This is a genomic window from Nonlabens dokdonensis DSW-6 (assembly GCF_000332115.1).
GTDB lineage: Bacteria > Bacteroidota > Bacteroidia > Flavobacteriales > Flavobacteriaceae > Nonlabens > Nonlabens dokdonensis.
On the sequence record NC_020156.1, the window covers coordinates 3,763,908 to 3,782,568 of the forward strand.

Sequence of the window (18,661 nt, forward strand, 5' to 3'; positions counted from 1 at the left end):
TTAAAGAAATCTTTATAAAAACAAAAGTCCTTTTGAACGATATTCAAAAGGACTTTTTTAATAATTATAAAATTTTTACTTTACTATCAGTTGTTTAGTATCAGATCCTGAATCATGATTAATTTGAAGGATATAATTTCCAGCTCTTAGGTTTTCTAGGTCTATTTCTAAACTATTGTCTACATTGTTAATGTTGCTCCAGTTTTGGATTTTTTGACCAAGCATATTGTACAAGGCAATACTTTTTACGTTATCGATCAAGCTTCCTGTTATGAATATCTTTTCATTATTTGATAGTGGATTAGGATAAACAGAAAATTCTGTATTTGCTATTTCTTCTAAGGATAATACCGTATTTGAGAATACCAGCTCAAACCTATTAGACGCAACTGATAATGCATTACCAGAAACAACCGAGTAATGATAATTATTAGAGCCATCGTTGAGCGGCGTGTAGCTACTGAGGTAATTATCTTTTAAGTAAACTGGTACATTAATCGAACTTAAATTAAAAGAAAGCACATAATCTGTAGCTCGATACGTATTTATGTCTAAAGGTATAACTTCTGAATCTTGAGGCAAATTGCGCTGCTCAATACTTAGGTTGTCAACGCCGTTTATGATACTTAAATTTTCATCAATATTATTGAATTTTACCGCATCATAACTATTTACTACGTTGAGTTGATTACTATCAAATCTAATTACTGCACCATCCCTAGAATTCTCACCATCTTGAAATTCTGATGATTCATACAGTGCAATCTCTATACGACTAAGAGTTGAACTACTTCTGGCAGAGTTTAAAAATCCAGAATTTATAGCTTTGTTTGCTTCGGTAAATGTCAAGCTAGCAGGACCATTTGCCAAAGTAGTTGCAAAGAAAGATGTATTGGGCTGTACGTATTTGTTCATTAAGGAGCTAGGATTGTTTGACGAGTTAGAAAGGACATCAACTGTCACATAGGCTCCTCTGGTATTAATGGCAGGATCCCAATAATATACAAATGATGTGTTCATATTTGTAGCCGCTGTTAGTACCTGATTGAGGTCTACTGGAGCCTGGTAAGGATTACCTATAAAGTTAAAACCGCCAGCAGCTGGACTCAAGTCGTTTACCGTTACATTTCCTGTAGCAATATTTCCAACAGCTTTAAGAGTAGTGTTGTTTGCAGTAGATGCATTGTTACTTAAATCTATGGTACGATCTCCTCTTACAAATAAACGGTAGGCATCACCAGCAATTAAATTAGTAGCATCTGTATTATTAATAGGTGTCCAAGATTGATTTGTGTTGTCAAATGTAAACATAGAAACATTTCCAGATCCAGTAGCGTCAAATCCATTTGCACCAGAAATTGACCCAGTAATATGTGTTCCTACATTAGAACTTCCAAAATCACTTTGCCAGTTATTTGCAATAAAATTATTTGTAGTAACAGAAGGACTCATAAATCTAAAAGAGCGTTTTCCTGGTATATAATTTTCTACCATAAAAGTTCCTGAAATGTTTCCGTTTACTTCATCTACATATGCCGTTCCAGAATCATTACTTTTCAAAATCATTTGATTCATAGCGGCTATGGTTAAATCATCATTTACATCTAACACATTTTTTATACTAACATCAACACTTACTATAGCGCTGTTGCTTATTATTAAACGACTTATTTCAAAATCGTTCCCATTAATTTGTTGATTACTATCACCTGATAGTTCTAAAATACCGTTTGAATCGTTTAATGACCCATTATTTTGTAAATCTTCTGTAATGTTTAAACCAGAATTATTCAAGACTAGAGTTGCACCAGAGTTGATTGTTACATTCTTAAATAAAGTCATATCAGACAAAGTAGCACTACCATTTTGAATCACTGCATTCTCTGCTTGATAACTAGAACCACTCGGATCATATGGTGACCAAGAATTATTATACGTAAAATCGATGTTCTCTCCTTCACCAGCGGTTACATCATTAAAATTTGAAATAGTTTCAATAATCCATTCTGATGCTTGCCAAGTATTACTTGCCTCTGCGACAGTAATTTTTCTTACCGCACGACTATTTGAATATTCCCAAGGTTGACCATTTCCGTTTTGACCTAATGCGCCGTATATATCTACTATCTCATCATCACCATTATACAAAACATATGCATCATTACCACTACCATTTATAACATTCCATGCCGTAAGATCTGGATTGAGAGAACCAGAGGCTCTACCTATAGTATAGTATTGACCAGGTTGCAACGTTACTGTTAAATCTATATCATTTCCTGTTACTCCGCTTCCATCGTAAGCAATACCTAAGTAGAATCCTTCGGTAGCTAAATCAACTGGTAATGTTCCATAATTAAAGATTTCTACATAAGCTTCAGGAATGCTGTTACTAACTACTTCAGTAATTATAATAGTAGGTTCTAAAGATATTGTTGTGGTTGCAGAAGCTTCTGGAGCTACAGGTGATAATAGGAAATCAATGTCTTTTGCAAGATTGGAATATGCAGTGATTTGAAAATAATAAGTTGTATTATCAGCTAGGTCCTCAAATGTATAGGATTCTTCACCGTTAGGAACTAAAACCAACCCATCACCATCTGAAAGGTCTAAATCATTGTTAGGCTGCTGTCCATCTATATATGTTGGGAAACTACCAGCTGTTGTGCTTACTGCGATCGCATATCCGTCGGCTGTGTTTCCACCTATTGCATCGTTCCACGACAAATCTATAGTATTGCCATTATCTTGTGCGTTGAAATTAGTTACTTGATTAGAAGGCTCTGGAAAAGCTTGATATTGAATTTTAAAAACAGCACCTGGATTAGTAACACCTACATTTGAAGTTCCAGAAGGACCAGAAGTACTTCCTCCACTATCTGTAACGGCATAAATAGTTGAACCGTCAGGCGATATAGCCACATCTCTATACCTATCATTAGACGAATGAAATTCTATCAATTCACTTACCACAGAGTTTCCATCTGCACTTAATTCATATCTATAGATTGTTCCTTTTTTTAATGTGGGAATTAGGATACTTTTATTCCATGGAAAAATATTGGATTCATACACATCAATACTTGCAGGAGCAACTGTAGGCCATGTTAAAAAACCACCTGTTGGTCTCGTTGCTGGTAAATCTACATAGGTAGCAATGGGTGATTGAAAATCGATAGGCTCTGGAAAGGCAGTTTCTTGATGAATTGTTGATCCAGAAGGACAACTATTTCCATCGGCAGCGCTACAACCATTAGGATCTGATGCTTTAATACAGTAATCATAAGCTTGTGCATCTCTTTGACCAACGATTAATGGCCAACCATAATTTTTACCTGCTGTAATTATATTTACCTCATCATCAACTCGGTCTCCATGTTCTGATTGATACAACTTTCCAGTACTATCAAAAACAATTCCCTGAGCATTTCTGTGACCATAAGAATAAATATGGCTTCTTACTTTTTCAGAATCTGGTCTATTTGTATCACTATTACTAGGAACTGGGTTTGAATCAGTAACCGTAAATGGAAAGAATTTTGGATTATCGGTAGGTATAGAGCCATCAAGATTCATTCTCAGCACTTTGCCTTTATAAGAATACCAGTTTTCATTATCTACATCATTTTGTGTAGGTAAAGCTTGTGATTGAATTCTACTGCATTTATTGCGGAATTGATTCCAACCTAAATCACCTATCGTGTAATATAACTTGCCGTCTGGACCTATTTTCATTCTTCCAGAATTGTGATCGTTACTTGCATCGATATTTTCAATTAATGACCCAGCAACCTTGGTAAGTCTTTTGTTAGAATTATTAAAACTCATTTTAATAATTTTTAATTTCAAATTACCTTGAGTTCCATAAGTATGGGCAGCATAAACAAAATTATTAGTACTTGTATTAGCATTTGCCATTAAATCTGGATGAATAGCCATACCCATTAAACCATCTTGACCATCAAAACCATCCACATCATTATGTAGATCTATCATTACAGTTTTTGCGCCAGTATCCGGATGCACTCGGACAATTCTCTCACCGTTAGTTGCATCGCTTGTATTATCTAATGCAGATCTTTCTGTAATCCATAACCAGCCGTCTGGACCATAAGTTATTTCATTAGGGTAGGATACCAGTTGGTTTGTATTGGCTAATTTGGTAACAGTAAAATTTCTACTGTTTGTTTCTGGGTTCTGTGCAAATAAAAATGTTGCAAAGCAAAGAGTTAAAAGTAATAATGTTTTTCTCATAATTTAGTTTGAAAGTGATCTATAATTGGAAAGTAAAACCTAACTTCATAAGAAAATGAAGTCAGGCGATTAAGTTTAATTGACTACTATTTTGACACTCTTCTTAGCGCCTTTAAATTCGACTTCTACCAGATAAATGCCAGAAGATATCTCTGGAATGTAAATACCATTATTAATGTTGATCAGTTCGCTTTCGCGAAAGCGGAACAGCATCTTACCTGATAGATCGTAAATATTCATATAATCTAATGTTTCATTAAGGTGATCTACATAAATTTTACCATCATTATTGAGGTAATAAATATCTATGAGATCAATAGCTTCTTGATCTAGTCCAAGGGTAGTTTGTTGAAATACTATCTCAAATCTAGAGCTATTTCTTCGGTTAGCAGAAACGTTATAGAAGTAATATCCGTTTCTAAGATTATGGTAAACATTCATTTCATTATCATAAAGAAAAATATCTTGAGAACTGTCAATATTTGCAATTTCTTTAGCACTGAAACGGTAATTCAAATTTGCTTTACCATGAATAGTGACAGGAATTACTTTATTAGGCGTTATTTGAGCTAATGATCTGATAACATAATTTTTACCTGAATAAGAAATATAAATATCCGTTTCTGCTGGATTATCATACTTTACTGCGTCATATCCATAATCAATACCATCAGTTACAAAATCTGCAAAACCTATTACCGTTTCAGATCCAGCACCATTATCTGCCTCAATCTCTAATCGTAAGATTCCCATATCTGGGTTTTGGCGGTTAGAACGATCTGCAATAGGCTGTGAAGTTCCTGGTGCAGCAACAAATACACTTTCAGCACCTTCTGTTTTAAATTCTCGCTGACCGTTATTAAAGTTAACAGATCCATTATTTGTTATAGTTACATTGAAACCTTGACCTACGGGAATATAAAAACCTGGTTCTCTCCCACTTAATCCGCCACCTAATGCGCCACTTCCTATGGGAATGCTTGTAGCTGCTAGAGTTGCAGTATTATTAATAGTCATAAATCCTCCTTCATAATTTGCAAGTAAATGATCTGTCCCTCTAAAATGATCCCATAAATAAACTGCTCCATCTATAACGCCAGCATTATCATCAATAAACTTTCTAGCGTCTATAGCACTTGGATACGGATTTCCTAAAAGGGAAAAGGTTAGATCTGCAGCAGGATCGCCATCTGCATCTACAGCAGCCACATTTATAGAACCGTTATTAGGTTTTCCTTCAAAGACATAACCTGGATTTATCGCTCCGGCTCCTTTCATGGTCCAGCCATGACCTGCAGGTATAGGCGTTGCCGCATCTATAGGGTTCCAATCTTGATAGGTCTGTCCATTCCAGTAGGTATACAGCCATCTTCCACTTACAGTAGCTGGTATCGTTACTGGCGGTGTCGCTACATTTCTACCTGTAAATACGACGTTTCCTAATCCATTTGCATCTTTAAGCAATGAAAGCTGGAATGAAGTATTATTTGATGTAGCGCTACTAGCTCCTACTGGAGAACTCCAGTAGTTATAATTGCGTGCATCAGAAATACCTTCTTGTCTAATTAATATTTTACCTGAACTAGTGAGATCTAATTCACTGTTTTCTCCTTGAACTAATTGAGATTCTCCTAAAAAATCAACGGTTCCATCTAATTTCAAATACCAAGTATTATTTACCTCTAATCCATCGTTTACAATCAATGTATTTCCCGTATCTATAATTAATCCAGCATTATACATATTCATAGGTTGAGTCACGTTATTTTTCACATGCAAAATTGAATACGGGAAGTTTTGTAAATCTAATGGATCCCAAACACCTTCTTGTTTAAATGTTGTTGGGTTTAAAAGTGAACCATCTTGTTTTGTTTCATAAGGCAGCGGTGCAGATTGAGGTAAAATAGATTTAATGTTGTACATAGTACCATTACTGATTACATTTCCTTGATTGAAAACTTGGTCTGCTGTTATTTTTTTAAAATCGTAATGCAAAAGCAGGTCAGAGGTAGCTAATCCATTAAATACTTTATCAATTACTTTACCTTTAATTGAACTACCTGATGGTTCAATTTCTTGATACATCATTTGCCTCATCACAATAGTATCTAAGGCTTTGTTGAAGATTCTTAATTCATCAATAGAACCTTTAAAATAATCGCTTGTACCATCAGATTTATTTCCTAAAGTAAACTTATCATCAGCAACTGTTTCAAGAGGTAAAGCACCGGTATTTTGCATGTCCTCTTCAATACCATTTATATATAATACTGTTTTTGAAGTGTTTTGATTATAAATCACAGAAACATGATACCATTTGTTTATTGATAGTGTTGAGGAAGACTCCAAATTAAATAAAGTCCCAGAGTTATCTTTTATGGTGACTTCTATTATACCAGTAGATCTAATTCTCATATTAAAGTTAGTCTCGCTGATTATAGTGCTAGAAGAGAATCCATCACCTAGCATAATCCATGTCATAGCTGTAAGATTATCTAATCCAGCAGTTATAGCCATAGAATTTTGAACATAATCATTACGACCATCAAAATCTATAAAGAGATCCCTATCTAAATCTATAGGAGCACCAAAAAAACCAGTGTCAAAGTCAGAATTACCATCGCTTACTCCATCTTGGTCAATGTCTGATGTAAAATCTACTTCTCCATCATTATCAGTGTCGAGATCAGCATACAATGAGTTATCAATGTCACTACCGTTAGTGAGGTCATTTAATGGGTCGTTACTATCGATATCTATGTAATCTGGTATGTCATCTCCATCGGAATCTACTGGAATCATAAAACCAATTGTTCCGTGATCTACTTTATCAGCATCATCATCATTTAAGTCAATCAAAGAAAGTAATCCATCTCCATCAAAACCATCGTTATCTACTCCTGAAGAAGCATCTGTTCCATCTCCTATTCCATCGCCATTAACATCTAGATCGCCTAATCCGTCATATTCTAAAATATCAAATATCCCATCATTATCACTATCTAAATCTAAATAATCTGCAACTCCGTCCTGGTCGGTATCTCTAGGTGTAAAACTTTCGTAATCATCATGCATCCCGTTTTGATTTAAATCTAACCAATTACCATCTCCAAATGAAGTTCCATCAAGATTAACATCAATAGTTGCTATTGCTCCTGGTTTACCTAATTCGTAAATATTAGGAATTCCGTCGTTATCGTTATCTAGATCCACCACGTCAGCTACTCCATCTCCATCCAGATCACATAATTCTTGTGTTATTCTTATATCATCCAGCGCTAGATCGTTTCCTAATCCACCTGGTGCATTATTTACTAATTGAATAACAAAATCACTAGCTGGTAATGTCAATGAAGTAGTTTTCTGAATCCATTCTGAAATGGTACACATATTCGTAGGATCACTATCGCATCTAGGGATATCTCCTGCGTTAAAAGTTTGATATAAAATTGTTTTATCAATGCTATAAAAGTTAACTGAAATATTTGGTAATATCCTAGGTAGCTCACCTGAATTAAACTCACTATCTAACCGATCTAAATTTAGTGCCCAAAAAGAATAATCAAGAGGCGCACCAGCTACGGTACCTACAATTTCAGTTTCATAGAAAACACCTGGATCAAAATCTGCATTGAAAATAGCCATTCTACCGTTTGTATCTCCAGAAGTATGATCTTCTCCAAAATACCAAACACGGTCTGCCCAACTTGATACATCTGGTAGGTTTGTACCTCTATTTAGGACTCCATCATTATCAGTTACAGAGTAGTGTACTGTATATTTTCCATCTCCTAAGTTGGGATCGTTATTACATTCATTAGGTCCTTGACCTGTGGTACCATCTTCATAACAGTAGGAAGTAGTAACTCCAGCAGTAGCTCCATCAATAGTTATCCTAGTTAACCCATTACCAAATGTTTCATTCAAAAAAATCACATCGGCAGTGGTACTTAATGGATTTGATAAACAAATATTTTGCTCCTCCGTATCTGTGATGCCATCATTATCATCATCTATATCCACATTGTCAGCGACGCCATCACCGTCAGTATCAGGATATATTTGAGCTCCTTCTCCTTCTATAATGAAGTTATATTGATTTGTTCCCGTCGCGCGAGAATTTGACCTTACATTCACTTTTGTTGTAAAAGAATTGACACTATTAGGATCAAACTCTATAACAAAATTAGCCGATCCGCCTGAAGGAATAATGGTACCTCCGGCAGGCTGTGAAACAATAGTAAATTCTGGAGTTATCGGATTTACAAACCTCACTGGTGTATTATTTAATCTGAGATTGCCTCCTCCTATATTTGTGATGGTAAATGTTCTCTGTCGTCTTCCTGAACTTATATCTACCGTTCCAAAATCTGTGTTGTTACTTGTAGATGTAATTATAGACTCATCTTCAATTCCTACAGAGTTACCAGAAATAGAAGCTCTACGATCAGATCCGGGATTAATTATTACCTCAACAACATAATCTTCAAATTCTTCTGGAGCAGCACCTGTATTTCCACAAGGGTCATTAGAAGAAAAGTATTGTCTAGTTCCTACTCTCAATATATACCTACCTAATCCCTGGTTTGCTGGAACAGTAAAATTGATTCCTGAATATGGCAATGCGACTTCTCCATTAGTATCGATAATTTTTTCATCTCCGAATGTATTATATACACCATCTCTATTATAGTCTATATAAGCAGCCCAACCAGAATTAGCTCCGACTGCATCAGGAGTTAACGTATAAGTACCACCTGCATAGACTTGAACTGCTGTCAGGTTAGTATAATTACCAAAACCATTATCATCGCCAGAGTTGTTATTAATTTGTGAGCCAGATTCTCCATTAAGGAGCACGCTATCTAGATAATGAGTTCCACTAGAATTTGAGGTAGGCGTACATGCACCAAAGCCTACAGCTACTTCGACCACTGCGGTCGTACAAACGCCACCAGCATCACATAATTGATAGCTAAAACTATCAACGCCTATAAAATCAGTTAAAGGGACATAATTAAAAAGTCCATCTGATACTTCTGTAACCGTACCTCCGTTTGCAGTGGTTAAAGGATATGAAGCAATTGAATAATCATCACCATCTGAACCATAAGTAGATCCAATCAAGTCATTTAAAGAAACATCTATAGAATTACCTGCTCCTCCTAAACTATTAAAAAGAACATTCAAATAATCGTTGTTTGCTATAGGGCTTGAAGGACTTGAAATTACAACAGTATAATCTTCTGTCTCACCATACCAGTCAGTGTCAGAAGCACAGGCATCCCCAACTTCGTACCATGATTTCATGATAAATCGCATACGGTAAGTACCAGGTGAAACTGTAGTAGGAATACTAATAGTAGCGGTTCGTACGGCAGCATTCGTATCATCTAAGGAAATAACTTTTTCTGTATTATTATTAAAGGTTCCGTCAGAGTTAAAATCAATCCAACCAACTATTCCCGCTCTCAGCCAGTTAAACTCATGATAAATGTCTAATGTCAAGGTATAATTTGATCCAATTTCTAAGTTGGCTGTTTGAGCAGTATAATCATGATAACCTTGCGCATTACCGGTGTAACCAGATGAATTATCTAAATTATTTAACCGTACACGGTCGATGAATTGATCATTATTGTAAGATATGTTTGGAGTACAATAGGTTTGTGCAAATAAGCTTCCTGAGATTCCTAATAAAAATAGTATAAGTATTTTTCCTACAATACTATTGATCGATTTAAGACCGAAAAGGAAAGGCTTATTTGAGTTTAAGTAATTTGGTTTCATAATGTAACATACATTAAAATAGTATGTTACAAACATAATCTCAGTTACCAGTCAAAGCATAATAAATCCGGATAAAAGGTTGTTTATCGACTAAATTCGTACAAAATCCGTCAAAATACACTGTAATCCACCTTTAAAAGTGTCGTTCGTCGATGTTTTACACTTTTAAATTATAGAGATTATCGATAAAAAAGGGCTTTTTGTCTGATAATTAAACTCCTATAAAGGACAAAACGCAAAAAGCCTTGCAAATCGCAAGGCTTTTAATCGTTAAAAGGTAATTACTGACTACAAATTAGGAATTGTCAACTCTTGACCTGGATGAATTAAGTCTGGGTTTTTAAGCTGATCTGTATTTGCTTCAAAAATTTGCTTGTACTTCATTGGGTCTTTAAAGTAATGCTTTGCAATAAGACTTAATGACTCACCACTTTTTACAGTGTGCTTTGCATATATAGAATCGTCAGCTACTTTAATATCTGCCATTAAATCAGAAGGGTTCTCACCACCTACTTTTTTGATCTCATCCCAAAGTAAATTTTTATGATGTGGCGTTGCTGCAGTACCTCTTATTTCTAGTTTTCCGTCTTTTACTTGTACGTCACCATCTTGAATGTTCAATTGTTCTCCTAAATCTAGAACGCTTTGATATTTTGCTTTTACCATTGTTTTATTTTGTTTTAAATTAATAATTTGAAAGTTAAGAATATTAATTGGCTTTTGAAGAATGGATGGCGTATTTACCACCTAATCGGTAAAAGTTCATTAAATCAGATGTTTGGTATGTATTCCGCTTTCGCGAAAGCGAGAACAGCAACTACATATATTTAAACAAAGAATAAAATAAAATTACTCTTCGTCCTTGAGAGTTGTGTAGACATTATTTACATCGTCATCTTCGTCTAGTTTTTCTAAAAGTTTATCTACATCTTCTCGTTGCTCAGAAGTCAGCTCTTTTTGAACTGTTGGAATGTATTCAAAATCAGAACTTAAAATCTCTAAGTCCATTTCTTCTAGCGCTTTTTGAAGAGCTCCATAATTTTGAAACTCTGCATAGATCATGATGCCATCTACAGAGTTATCATCTTCTTCATCCTTTTCATCTAGGAACAACTCCTCAGCACCATAATCTATAAGTTCTAATTCTAACTCTTCTATATCTAAATCATTTGCAGCTATTCTAAAATGACACTTGTGCTCAAACATAAATTCTACCGATCCAGAAACGCCTAAGTTTCCATCACTCTTATTAAAGTGACTTCTTACGTTTGCTACGGTACGGTTATTATTATCAGTAGAAGTTTCTACAAGAACAGCGATACCATGCGGTGCATATCCTTCAAAAAGTACGGTTTCAAAATTTGCAGTATCCTTATCTGTTGCTTTTTTAATCGCTCGCTCCACGTTTGCCTTAGGCATATTAACCGACTTGGCATTTTGGATTACAGCTCTTAATCTAGCATTTGAATCAGGATCAGGACCACCTTCTTTAACGGCAATAACAATGTCCTTACCTATTCTCGTAAAAGCTTTAGACATTGCGCTCCATCTTTTCATCTTACGCGCCTTGCGAAATTCAAATGCTCTACCCATTTTTTAATTTTTGATTTATAATGTGTAAATATAAAATCTTGTCTTAAGGCTCGCAACTAGAAATAAAAAAAGCCACTTTAAAAATGGCTTTTGTACAGATTTTATCAAATTTTACTATTTTAGAATAACTATCAACGGATCAATTTTATTTCTTACTTTTTTATACACATCATATTGTGGCTGTGTAAGTATTTCTTTCATTTCATTTGCTTGCTCTTGATATAAGGCCAGCAACATGCCATTGATTTCTTTTCTAGTTCTTTGCGAGTTCAGAATACTTTCATTGACAGCTATAAACTCGGCTTGTTTAGTTTGAAATAATAGTTCTTGCTTTTCTGTTAAAGAGAGTTCATCATCAAATTGCAAAACAATTTTATTTGCTTTTACTTCTTGCGCTGGAGTCGCTTTAACTGATGAATAGGTTTGAGCACTCGCTAAATTCACAGAGAAAGAAAGTACGATGCTAACGAAGAGTAATTGTATGATTTTCATAACTATAGATTTGTTTTAATTAGTAATTATCTATAAGTTAAGAATAAATCGCTAGCACGTCGCTAATTTTAATATAATCGTTGTTAAAAATTCTTAATAGGACTGTATGTGCTTTTGTAAGAATTTAGGGTAGCTGCTATTCCAAAGCTCGTATATGTGTTTTCTATTTTTATTAGACCATTTTAAAGATTGATTGTAGCGTTCTGTTTTGCGTGTAATTTGATCTCGATTACCTGTTAATTGATCTTCTTTGATAACGTAAATGGCTGGTAACTTTTCACTGACTGCGGTCTTCAAATAATTACTCATATCGTTTAAAATGTCTATCAAAGTAGAATCCTCATTAAAACTGTTTAAATTAGTAATTGTTTCTAGCTCTTGAAGATTTGTCATTACAATGGCAGCATCTTTTTTCAATGACACGATACTTTTTTCATTTATATCTGTCCATAAGATTCTATCAGCTCTTTGAAGTTTTAAAAATTGAATTTGAATAGTGTGGAAGTAGTCATATAATTCAATAGTATGACTCATTTGCCTAGCAAGAGTAGAGTTATTTTTTAAGATTTTAAAATCATATTTATTACCATAATTCAAGATAGCCAGATCATAATCAGTTCTCAATTGTAATATTGATTTTCTTATATGTTGCAACAACTCAATTTCACTCATACTCAAAGGCTCTTGATCTTCTAATTGAATAAGTTGAAGAAATTCATTTTTTACAATGCTTAAGTTACCATTGAGGTATTTTATAACTGCCATTTTAAGCTGCTCGTCATAAGCTTCTATCTTTTCTACTTTTCTTATAGCGCTCTTTAGTACGTTTTCTAGTCGCTTGCGTTGCCCTTTAATCGCTCTATCATTCTTACGAGCGGTATAGGCTTCCATATAATTCCAAGTCTGTCCAACTACTTGTTCATGTGTTGAATCAATAAACTTCAAATAACTTTGGGCTGTATCAACTTTTTGAGCAGCAAGAAGTTGTCCAAACATAATTAGCAATAAAAAAATAGTACTTCTCATAACCGCAAAAATAATTCAACTAATTTCATTTTAATAGAAACAAAAAAAGACTGTTTTTGCAAACAGTCTTTTTGTATAAATGAGAAAACAGATTTACTTTTTGTTTTCCGTCTCTTTTTTAGCATTAACTTTAGCTTGCTCCATTCCTTTTTCTACCATATCAAAGAACTGGTCTAGCTTAGGAAGTACAACGATACGAGTACGTCTGTTTTTAGAACGACCTTCAGCAGTATCATTACTTGCAACAGGCATGTAATAAGACCTACCTGCAGCAGTCATACGTTTAGGTGATACTTGAAAATCTTCTTGTAAAACTCTTGTTACGGCAGTTGCACGAGCTGTACTCAATGCCCAGTTGTCAGCAAATTTTGCCGAAGAAATAGGCTGGTTATCTGTATGGCCTTCTACCATAATATCAATTTCTGGTTTGTCATTTACCACTTTAGCAACCTTACCCAAAACTAACTTAGCGCTTTCATTTACTTTATCGCTACCACTAGAGAAAAGTAATTTATCAGAAATAGAAATGAATACCACTCCTTTTTCCACATTTACACTAATATCTTCATCTTGAAGGTTTCCTAAGGAACTTTTTAAACTTGTAACTAGCGCTAAAGTCACACTATCCTTCTTTGTAATCGCATCGTTCAAAGATTTGATCTGCATGTCTTTTTCTCTAATGCTTTCTAAAGAACGCTCTAAATTACGGCTACCAGTAGTAGATAATGTAACTAGATCGCCTTGATTGCTAAGTAACGCATTGTTAGAATTCTTAAGCGTTTCAATTTGCTCACGCATACTTTCAATTCTTGCTCTTGCCGCTTGCTCGTCTGCATAACAGGCATTTAATTTTACTGTTGCAGTATCAAGAAGTTCTTTAGTTTCTTTTTGTTTTGCTATAGCTGCTTCAAGATCTTTTTTTGATGCACATGACACTAGAAGTCCACCAGCAAGCAACATTAAAAATATTTTCTTCATTTTAGTTTTTTTCTTTTGTTTGTTAAATTGTACGACAAATTTAAAAATATTCAACACTTTGTTAGGTCTATTAACAAGGATTTAGGTTAATCAACGTTATTATCGATAAGTCTTTTTTCCCTTTATAAAATACTGATACACAATACTTAAATCTGCATATTCCGTTTTTTCAGCATTTTTCAACTCCTTAACTTGTTTTCTTTTATCTAAAATTGTTTTAAGCGAACCATAAAAATGAAAATGTGCTTTTAGAACGGCTGCAAAATGATTCCATTGTAATGCAAAAAGAAATTTTATTGCCGCAATACCATCGAGAACCATTCTTACAAAAAGAATCCAGATCCATGAAGTGGAATGGTCATTCTTTACAATGTTGTACAAACTATTTCTAAAATTGTAGAACGTCTTCTTAGGATTCAAATTATTCAAAGTTCCACCACCTAAATGATAAACCGTAGATAACGGCTCATAACTTATGGTGTATCCTGCATGTCGCAATCTCCAGCACAAATCGATTTCTTCTTGATGTGCAAAATAATCTTCGTCAAATTTTCCTACTCGATCAAATGCATCTTTTCTAAGGAATAAACAAGCACCACTTGCCCAATGAATATCTACTACATCATCATATTGACCTTCATCTTTCTCGATCGTATTAAAAATGCGACCTCTACAATAAGGATATGCATATCGATCTAAAAATCCTCCAGCAGCACCAGCATACTCAAAATAGTCTCTTTTTTTATCGTCTAGCAATTTAGGTTGACATACGGCAAGTTGTGCATCTGCCTGGAATCTTGTAGCAATCACGTCGCACCAGCCAGAAGTAACTGCGACATCACTATTCAAAAGACAAACTACTTCTTCATCGACCTTTTTCAACGCTTCGTTATAACCGCCAGCATAACCGCGATTCTCATTCATCGCAATGATCTTCACCTCTGGAAAGGTTTTTTGTGTCCATTCTATGGAAAGGTCTGTAGAGGCATTATCTGCTAGATAAACCACGTGATTCATACTGTACTCTACCACACTAGGTAAATAGGTTTTGAGCAACTCTATACCATTCCAGTTTAATATGACGATTCCTATTTTCATAAAACGTATTCTGGTAGGTCTGGAATAAAATTATAAGTCTGCTTGTCATAATTCATTGTACAAAAATAATGATCCATACCATTAGTTACCATCAAGTATTCTGCTTTTAAAGCTAGATTGTATCGGGCGATTTGATCAAAAACAGATTGATCGATTTTAATTTCTGGTGCTTTGCATTCTACGACTAGATGTATAGAACCATCTGTGTTGTAGGAGATAATGTCGTATCGTTTTGTAGTTCCTGCGATGATCAATTGCTTTTCTATGTTGATGAGATTTTGCGGTATCCGCTTTCGCGAAAGCAAGAACAAAACAACATGTTGCCGCACCCATTCTTCTGGTGTCAAGTGTACAAACTTTTTCCTGATTGGGTCAAAGATAGCACGTCCTTTTTCAGTACTTTTGACTCTGAAATTTCCAGCTGGTAGTCGCAATGGCTTCATAGCGCAATATTACAAAAACCTCAACAGCTCTCGATGAGTGATGCAACAAAGATTATAGCCGATTTAAAGCAAAAGCGATATGCGCCTGTGTACTTTTTGTGCGGTGCAGAACCTTATTTTATCGATCAAGTAAGTGATTATATAGAAGATAATGTGCTGGACGAAGGCGAGAAAGGCTTTAATCAAATGGTGATTTATGGAAAGGAAACCACCATGGAAGAAGTGTTAGAAAATGCGAAACGCTATCCTATGATGGCCGAGCATCAGGTAATTATAGTTAAAGAAGCGCAACATCTGGTAAAACAACTGGCCAAATTAGAAAGCTATGTAGAAAACCCACAAACTACGACGATTCTAGTTTTTGCTTACAAATACAAAACTCCTGACGGACGCAGCAAGATTACTAAATTGCTTAAAAAACACGCCGTTTACATGGAAAGCAAGCCGCTTTATGAGAATAAAGTTCCTGCTTTTGTTACTGGTAGATTGAAAGAAATGGGTTATCAAATTGATCCTAATGCAACTAGAATGTTAGTGGAATATCTAGGAACGGATTTGGGTAAAATCAATAACGAGCTTTCAAAACTCGCGATCGTACATTCTAAAGATCGACCAATAACTCCACAAGTCATCGAGGACAACATAGGAATCTCAAAAGACTACAACAATTTTGAGCTGCGCAAAGCCATGGGAATGCGTGATGTGGTAAAAGTGCATCAAATCATCAACTATTTTGCAGATAACCCTAAGGATAATCCGCTGGTGCTGACTACCGCGCAATTGTATTCTTTTTTCACGCAGTTGTTGAAAGTGCATACTATTAAAGACAAAAATAACGCGCAAGCAGTTGCAAAAGCAGCTGGAGTGAATCCGTTTTTTGTACAGGAAATAATGACTGCGGCAAAAAACTATCCTATGAAATATTGCAGTCGTGCGATTAAGACCATAAGAGATATGGATGTCAAATCAAAAGGTGTAGGAACACATCAAGCAAATCACCACGATCTTTTAAAAGAAGCTCTCGTTAATATCATGTCTAAATAATGGCAAGTACAAAATTAAAAGCCTGGATCAGTGCTGCGAGATTAAGGACGTTACCCTTGAGCATAAGTGGGATTTTGGTGGGAAGTGCGTTTGCTTATTACAATGTTTTTGCGATTGAGAATAATTCAGAAAAACTTTTGAATTCAATCGAACTGAACTTTAGCTACTCGATTGCGGACAACGTTAGCTTATTTATGTTTAATTATATTTCTATTGTGATTTTAGCACTTATCACAACCCTAGGTTTCCAAATTCTTTCCAATTTTGCCAACGATTATGGCGATGGTGTCAAAGGAACTGATAATGAAGATAGAATCGGTCCTATGCGAGCGATCCAAAGTGGTATTATTTCTCCGCAAGAAATGAAACGTGGAATGGTTATTACGGCTATTCTTACTTTAATTAGCGCGATCCTCCTTATATACGTAAGTCTAGGAATAGATAGGTTATTAGTTTCTTTATTCTTTTTAGCTTTAGGAATAGCCGCTATTTGGGCAGCGATTAAATATACGGTAGGTGATAATGCTTATGGATATCGTGGTCTAGGTGATGTGTTTGTTTTTATATTTTTTGGTCCTGTAAGTGTGATGGGTATTTATTATTTGATTACAACGATTGTAAATTGGGAAATGATCTTTCCTTCTATGACAATCGGCTTATTAAGTGTGGCGGTTCTCAATCTTAATAACATGAGAGATGTTCAGAGCGATAAGAAAGCTGGTAAAAATACGATTGTGGTGAAGCTGGGACTTTCTAAGGCAAAAATGCTGCATTATGGGTTTGTTATAGTGGCTTTTATTTGTGCACTTCGCTTAACTGGTAGAATATATTTTACACAATATATTGCTAACGATATTGGAGAATCTTGGATGTTAGAAAATGAAAATATCAATTTGATTGCATTCCTACCACTTCTGGCTTTTATCCCATTACTCATTCATTTAATTAAAGTTAAAAAAACAACATCTCCTGCTCTACTCGATCCTGAATTGAAAAAAGTAGCGCTTTCTACGTTTTTGTTTGCGGTTTTGTGTTGTGTAAGTGTTTGGATAATTAGCTCGTTTTAAGATTATTGATTTGTTTCTAGTTAAGCTTAATCATTGATTTTTATTATCTCCTTTATTAAGAATGAGTCATCATTCTAATCAATCGATGCATATTAGGTTTCAATTTGATTTCATAAGGGCAGAATTAATTCTGCCCCTATGAAATCAGATTACCAAAATCAGTAATAAATAACTTCAGCAACCCTACTCGATCCTGAATTGAAAAAAGTAGCGCTTTCTACTTTTTGCTTGCACTGCTTTGTATCCTTAGTGTTTACTTGGTAACGGCATAAATCCCTATCTATATCGTGAAAATTGTCGTAACTTATTTATGGATTCCATAAGAAAGTTTTAAGCATTATGCAAAGCATAATAACTAGCTGAAAATCAGTTTCAAAAAAACGTATTAACAAATATTTAAGTGTGAATATCTGAAGTTTAAAAATGTAAAGTATTGTAAGTATGGTAATTAAAAACTATATTTAGCCTGTGAAACAATAATCCCTCTAACTATTGAAACAAAATTACTTAACTTAAATCTTGAAATTATGGCTAGGGCTATGTTTGAGTACACCAAAACAATCCTTGAGAAGGTTAGTTTTAATTCGGCTCTTTTTTGCAAAGAGTTACAAAAGGCAGTTGGAAGATTATTGCCTTATGAAATTCAAGAACTTGAGATTTGGATCAAGCAATTGATACTTCAAAATCCAGACTTGAAATCTTGCGTTCCTTTATTAAGAGGATGACCGTATTTTTTTTAAATGAAAAGCTGAAAATCTAATAATAATTAGACTTTCAGCTTTTTTTATGCTTTAATGAAAAAGGTATTATAAATTAAATTTTCTCTTTAATGACAATTGATCTGTAAAACGATATTATCGATCAAAATAATTCTAA

13 protein-coding genes are annotated in these 18,661 nt (G+C 34.6%); 4 read left to right on the forward strand and 9 right to left on the reverse strand.

Translation table 11 applies throughout. The features are described 5' to 3' along the window. Window positions 1-75: 75 nt before the first annotated feature. The 3 genes from DDD_RS17425 to DDD_RS16585 form a co-directional block, all read right to left on the reverse strand. Complete coding sequence (locus DDD_RS17425) at window positions 76-4,254, reverse strand: PQQ-dependent sugar dehydrogenase (RefSeq protein WP_015364119.1); 4,179 nt, start codon at window positions 4,252-4,254, stop codon at window positions 76-78. Window positions 4,255-4,329: 75 nt separating this feature from the next. Further along, a complete protein-coding gene (locus DDD_RS16580; protein ID WP_015364120.1) occupies window positions 4,330-10,044 on the reverse strand; it encodes a GEVED domain-containing protein in 5,715 nt (1,904 codons plus the stop codon). Between the two features lie 288 nt (window positions 10,045-10,332). Continuing rightward, the gene (locus DDD_RS16585) at window positions 10,333-10,710 is read right to left on the reverse strand and encodes a LysM peptidoglycan-binding domain-containing protein (protein WP_015364121.1); all 378 of its coding nucleotides are present in this window, start codon (window positions 10,708-10,710) and stop codon (window positions 10,333-10,335) included. A gap of 27 nt (window positions 10,711-10,737) precedes the next feature. Here DDD_RS16585 and DDD_RS18070 point away from each other — a divergent pair, with 27 nt between their 5' ends. After that, a complete protein-coding gene (locus tag DDD_RS18070; protein WP_015364122.1) occupies window positions 10,738-10,875 on the forward strand; it encodes a hypothetical protein in 138 nt (45 codons plus the stop codon). A gap of 18 nt (window positions 10,876-10,893) precedes the next feature. Here DDD_RS18070 and DDD_RS16590 read toward each other — a convergent pair whose 3' ends face one another. The 6 genes from DDD_RS16590 to DDD_RS16615 form a co-directional block, all read right to left on the reverse strand. Further along, a complete protein-coding gene (locus DDD_RS16590; RefSeq protein WP_015364123.1) occupies window positions 10,894-11,637 on the reverse strand; it encodes a YebC/PmpR family DNA-binding transcriptional regulator in 744 nt (247 codons plus the stop codon). Between the two features lie 114 nt (window positions 11,638-11,751). Beyond that, the gene (locus tag DDD_RS16595) at window positions 11,752-12,129 is read right to left on the reverse strand and encodes a hypothetical protein (protein ID WP_015364124.1); all 378 of its coding nucleotides are present in this window, start codon (window positions 12,127-12,129) and stop codon (window positions 11,752-11,754) included. A gap of 93 nt (window positions 12,130-12,222) precedes the next feature. Next, entirely contained in the window at window positions 12,223-13,125 is a 903-nt protein-coding gene (locus DDD_RS16600; protein ID WP_015364125.1) for a hypothetical protein, read from the reverse strand. Window positions 13,126-13,248: 123 nt separating this feature from the next. Continuing rightward, window positions 13,249-14,133: an OmpA/MotB family protein gene (locus tag DDD_RS16605; RefSeq protein ID WP_015364126.1), complete on the reverse strand. Its 885-nt coding sequence runs from the start codon at window positions 14,131-14,133 to the stop codon at window positions 13,249-13,251. A 99-nt stretch (window positions 14,134-14,232) separates the two neighbouring features. Further along, a complete protein-coding gene (locus DDD_RS16610) occupies window positions 14,233-15,231 on the reverse strand; it encodes a glycosyltransferase family 2 protein (RefSeq protein ID WP_015364127.1) in 999 nt (332 codons plus the stop codon). Then, window positions 15,228-15,674, reverse strand: coding sequence for a type I restriction enzyme HsdR N-terminal domain-containing protein (locus DDD_RS16615; RefSeq protein ID WP_015364128.1), 447 nt, complete (start codon window positions 15,672-15,674; stop codon window positions 15,228-15,230). The genes DDD_RS16610 and DDD_RS16615 overlap by 4 nt, the downstream gene beginning before the upstream one ends. A 33-nt stretch (window positions 15,675-15,707) precedes the next feature. Between DDD_RS16615 and holA the strand changes: the two genes are divergently transcribed. From holA to DDD_RS18280, 3 genes are all read left to right on the forward strand, one after another. Then, window positions 15,708-16,718 (forward strand): DNA polymerase III subunit delta, encoded by a 1,011-nt coding sequence (gene holA / locus DDD_RS16620; RefSeq protein WP_015364129.1) that lies wholly within the window; start codon window positions 15,708-15,710, stop codon window positions 16,716-16,718. Next, window positions 16,718-17,785 carry a 1,4-dihydroxy-2-naphthoate octaprenyltransferase gene (gene menA / locus DDD_RS16625; RefSeq protein ID WP_015364130.1) on the forward strand — a complete coding sequence of 356 codons (1,068 nt, stop codon included), beginning with the start codon at window positions 16,718-16,720 and terminating at the stop codon, window positions 17,783-17,785. Before holA ends, menA begins: the two co-directional genes overlap by 1 nt. Window positions 17,786-18,312: 527 nt before the next feature. Then, entirely contained in the window at window positions 18,313-18,510 is a 198-nt protein-coding gene (locus tag DDD_RS18280) for a hypothetical protein (RefSeq protein WP_041567242.1), read from the forward strand. Window positions 18,511-18,661: the final 151 nt, after the last annotated feature.

Excerpts from the sequence above, each read along its gene's own strand:
- DDD_RS17425 (WP_015364119.1), bottom strand. The coding sequence starts at position 4,254 with ATGAGAAAAACATTATTACTTTTAACTCTTTGCTTTGCAACATTTTTA.
- DDD_RS16580 (WP_015364120.1), bottom strand. The coding sequence starts at position 10,044 with ATGAAACCAAATTACTTAAACTCAAATAAGCCTTTCCTTTTCGGTCTT.
- DDD_RS16585 (WP_015364121.1), bottom strand. The coding sequence starts at position 10,710 with ATGGTAAAAGCAAAATATCAAAGCGTTCTAGATTTAGGAGAACAATTG.
- DDD_RS16590 (WP_015364123.1), bottom strand. The coding sequence starts at position 11,637 with ATGGGTAGAGCATTTGAATTTCGCAAGGCGCGTAAGATGAAAAGATGG.
- DDD_RS16595 (WP_015364124.1), bottom strand. The coding sequence starts at position 12,129 with ATGAAAATCATACAATTACTCTTCGTTAGCATCGTACTTTCTTTCTCT.
- DDD_RS16600 (WP_015364125.1), bottom strand. The coding sequence starts at position 13,125 with ATGTTTGGACAACTTCTTGCTGCTCAAAAAGTTGATACAGCCCAAAGT.
- DDD_RS16605 (WP_015364126.1), bottom strand. The coding sequence starts at position 14,133 with ATGAAGAAAATATTTTTAATGTTGCTTGCTGGTGGACTTCTAGTGTCA.
- DDD_RS16610 (WP_015364127.1), bottom strand. The coding sequence starts at position 15,231 with ATGAAAATAGGAATCGTCATATTAAACTGGAATGGTATAGAGTTGCTC.
- DDD_RS16615 (WP_015364128.1), bottom strand. The coding sequence starts at position 15,674 with ATGAAGCCATTGCGACTACCAGCTGGAAATTTCAGAGTCAAAAGTACT.
- holA (WP_015364129.1), top strand. The coding sequence starts at position 15,708 with ATGAGTGATGCAACAAAGATTATAGCCGATTTAAAGCAAAAGCGATAT.
- menA (WP_015364130.1), top strand. The coding sequence starts at position 16,718 with ATGGCAAGTACAAAATTAAAAGCCTGGATCAGTGCTGCGAGATTAAGG.
- DDD_RS18280 (WP_041567242.1), top strand. The coding sequence starts at position 18,313 with ATGGCTAGGGCTATGTTTGAGTACACCAAAACAATCCTTGAGAAGGTT.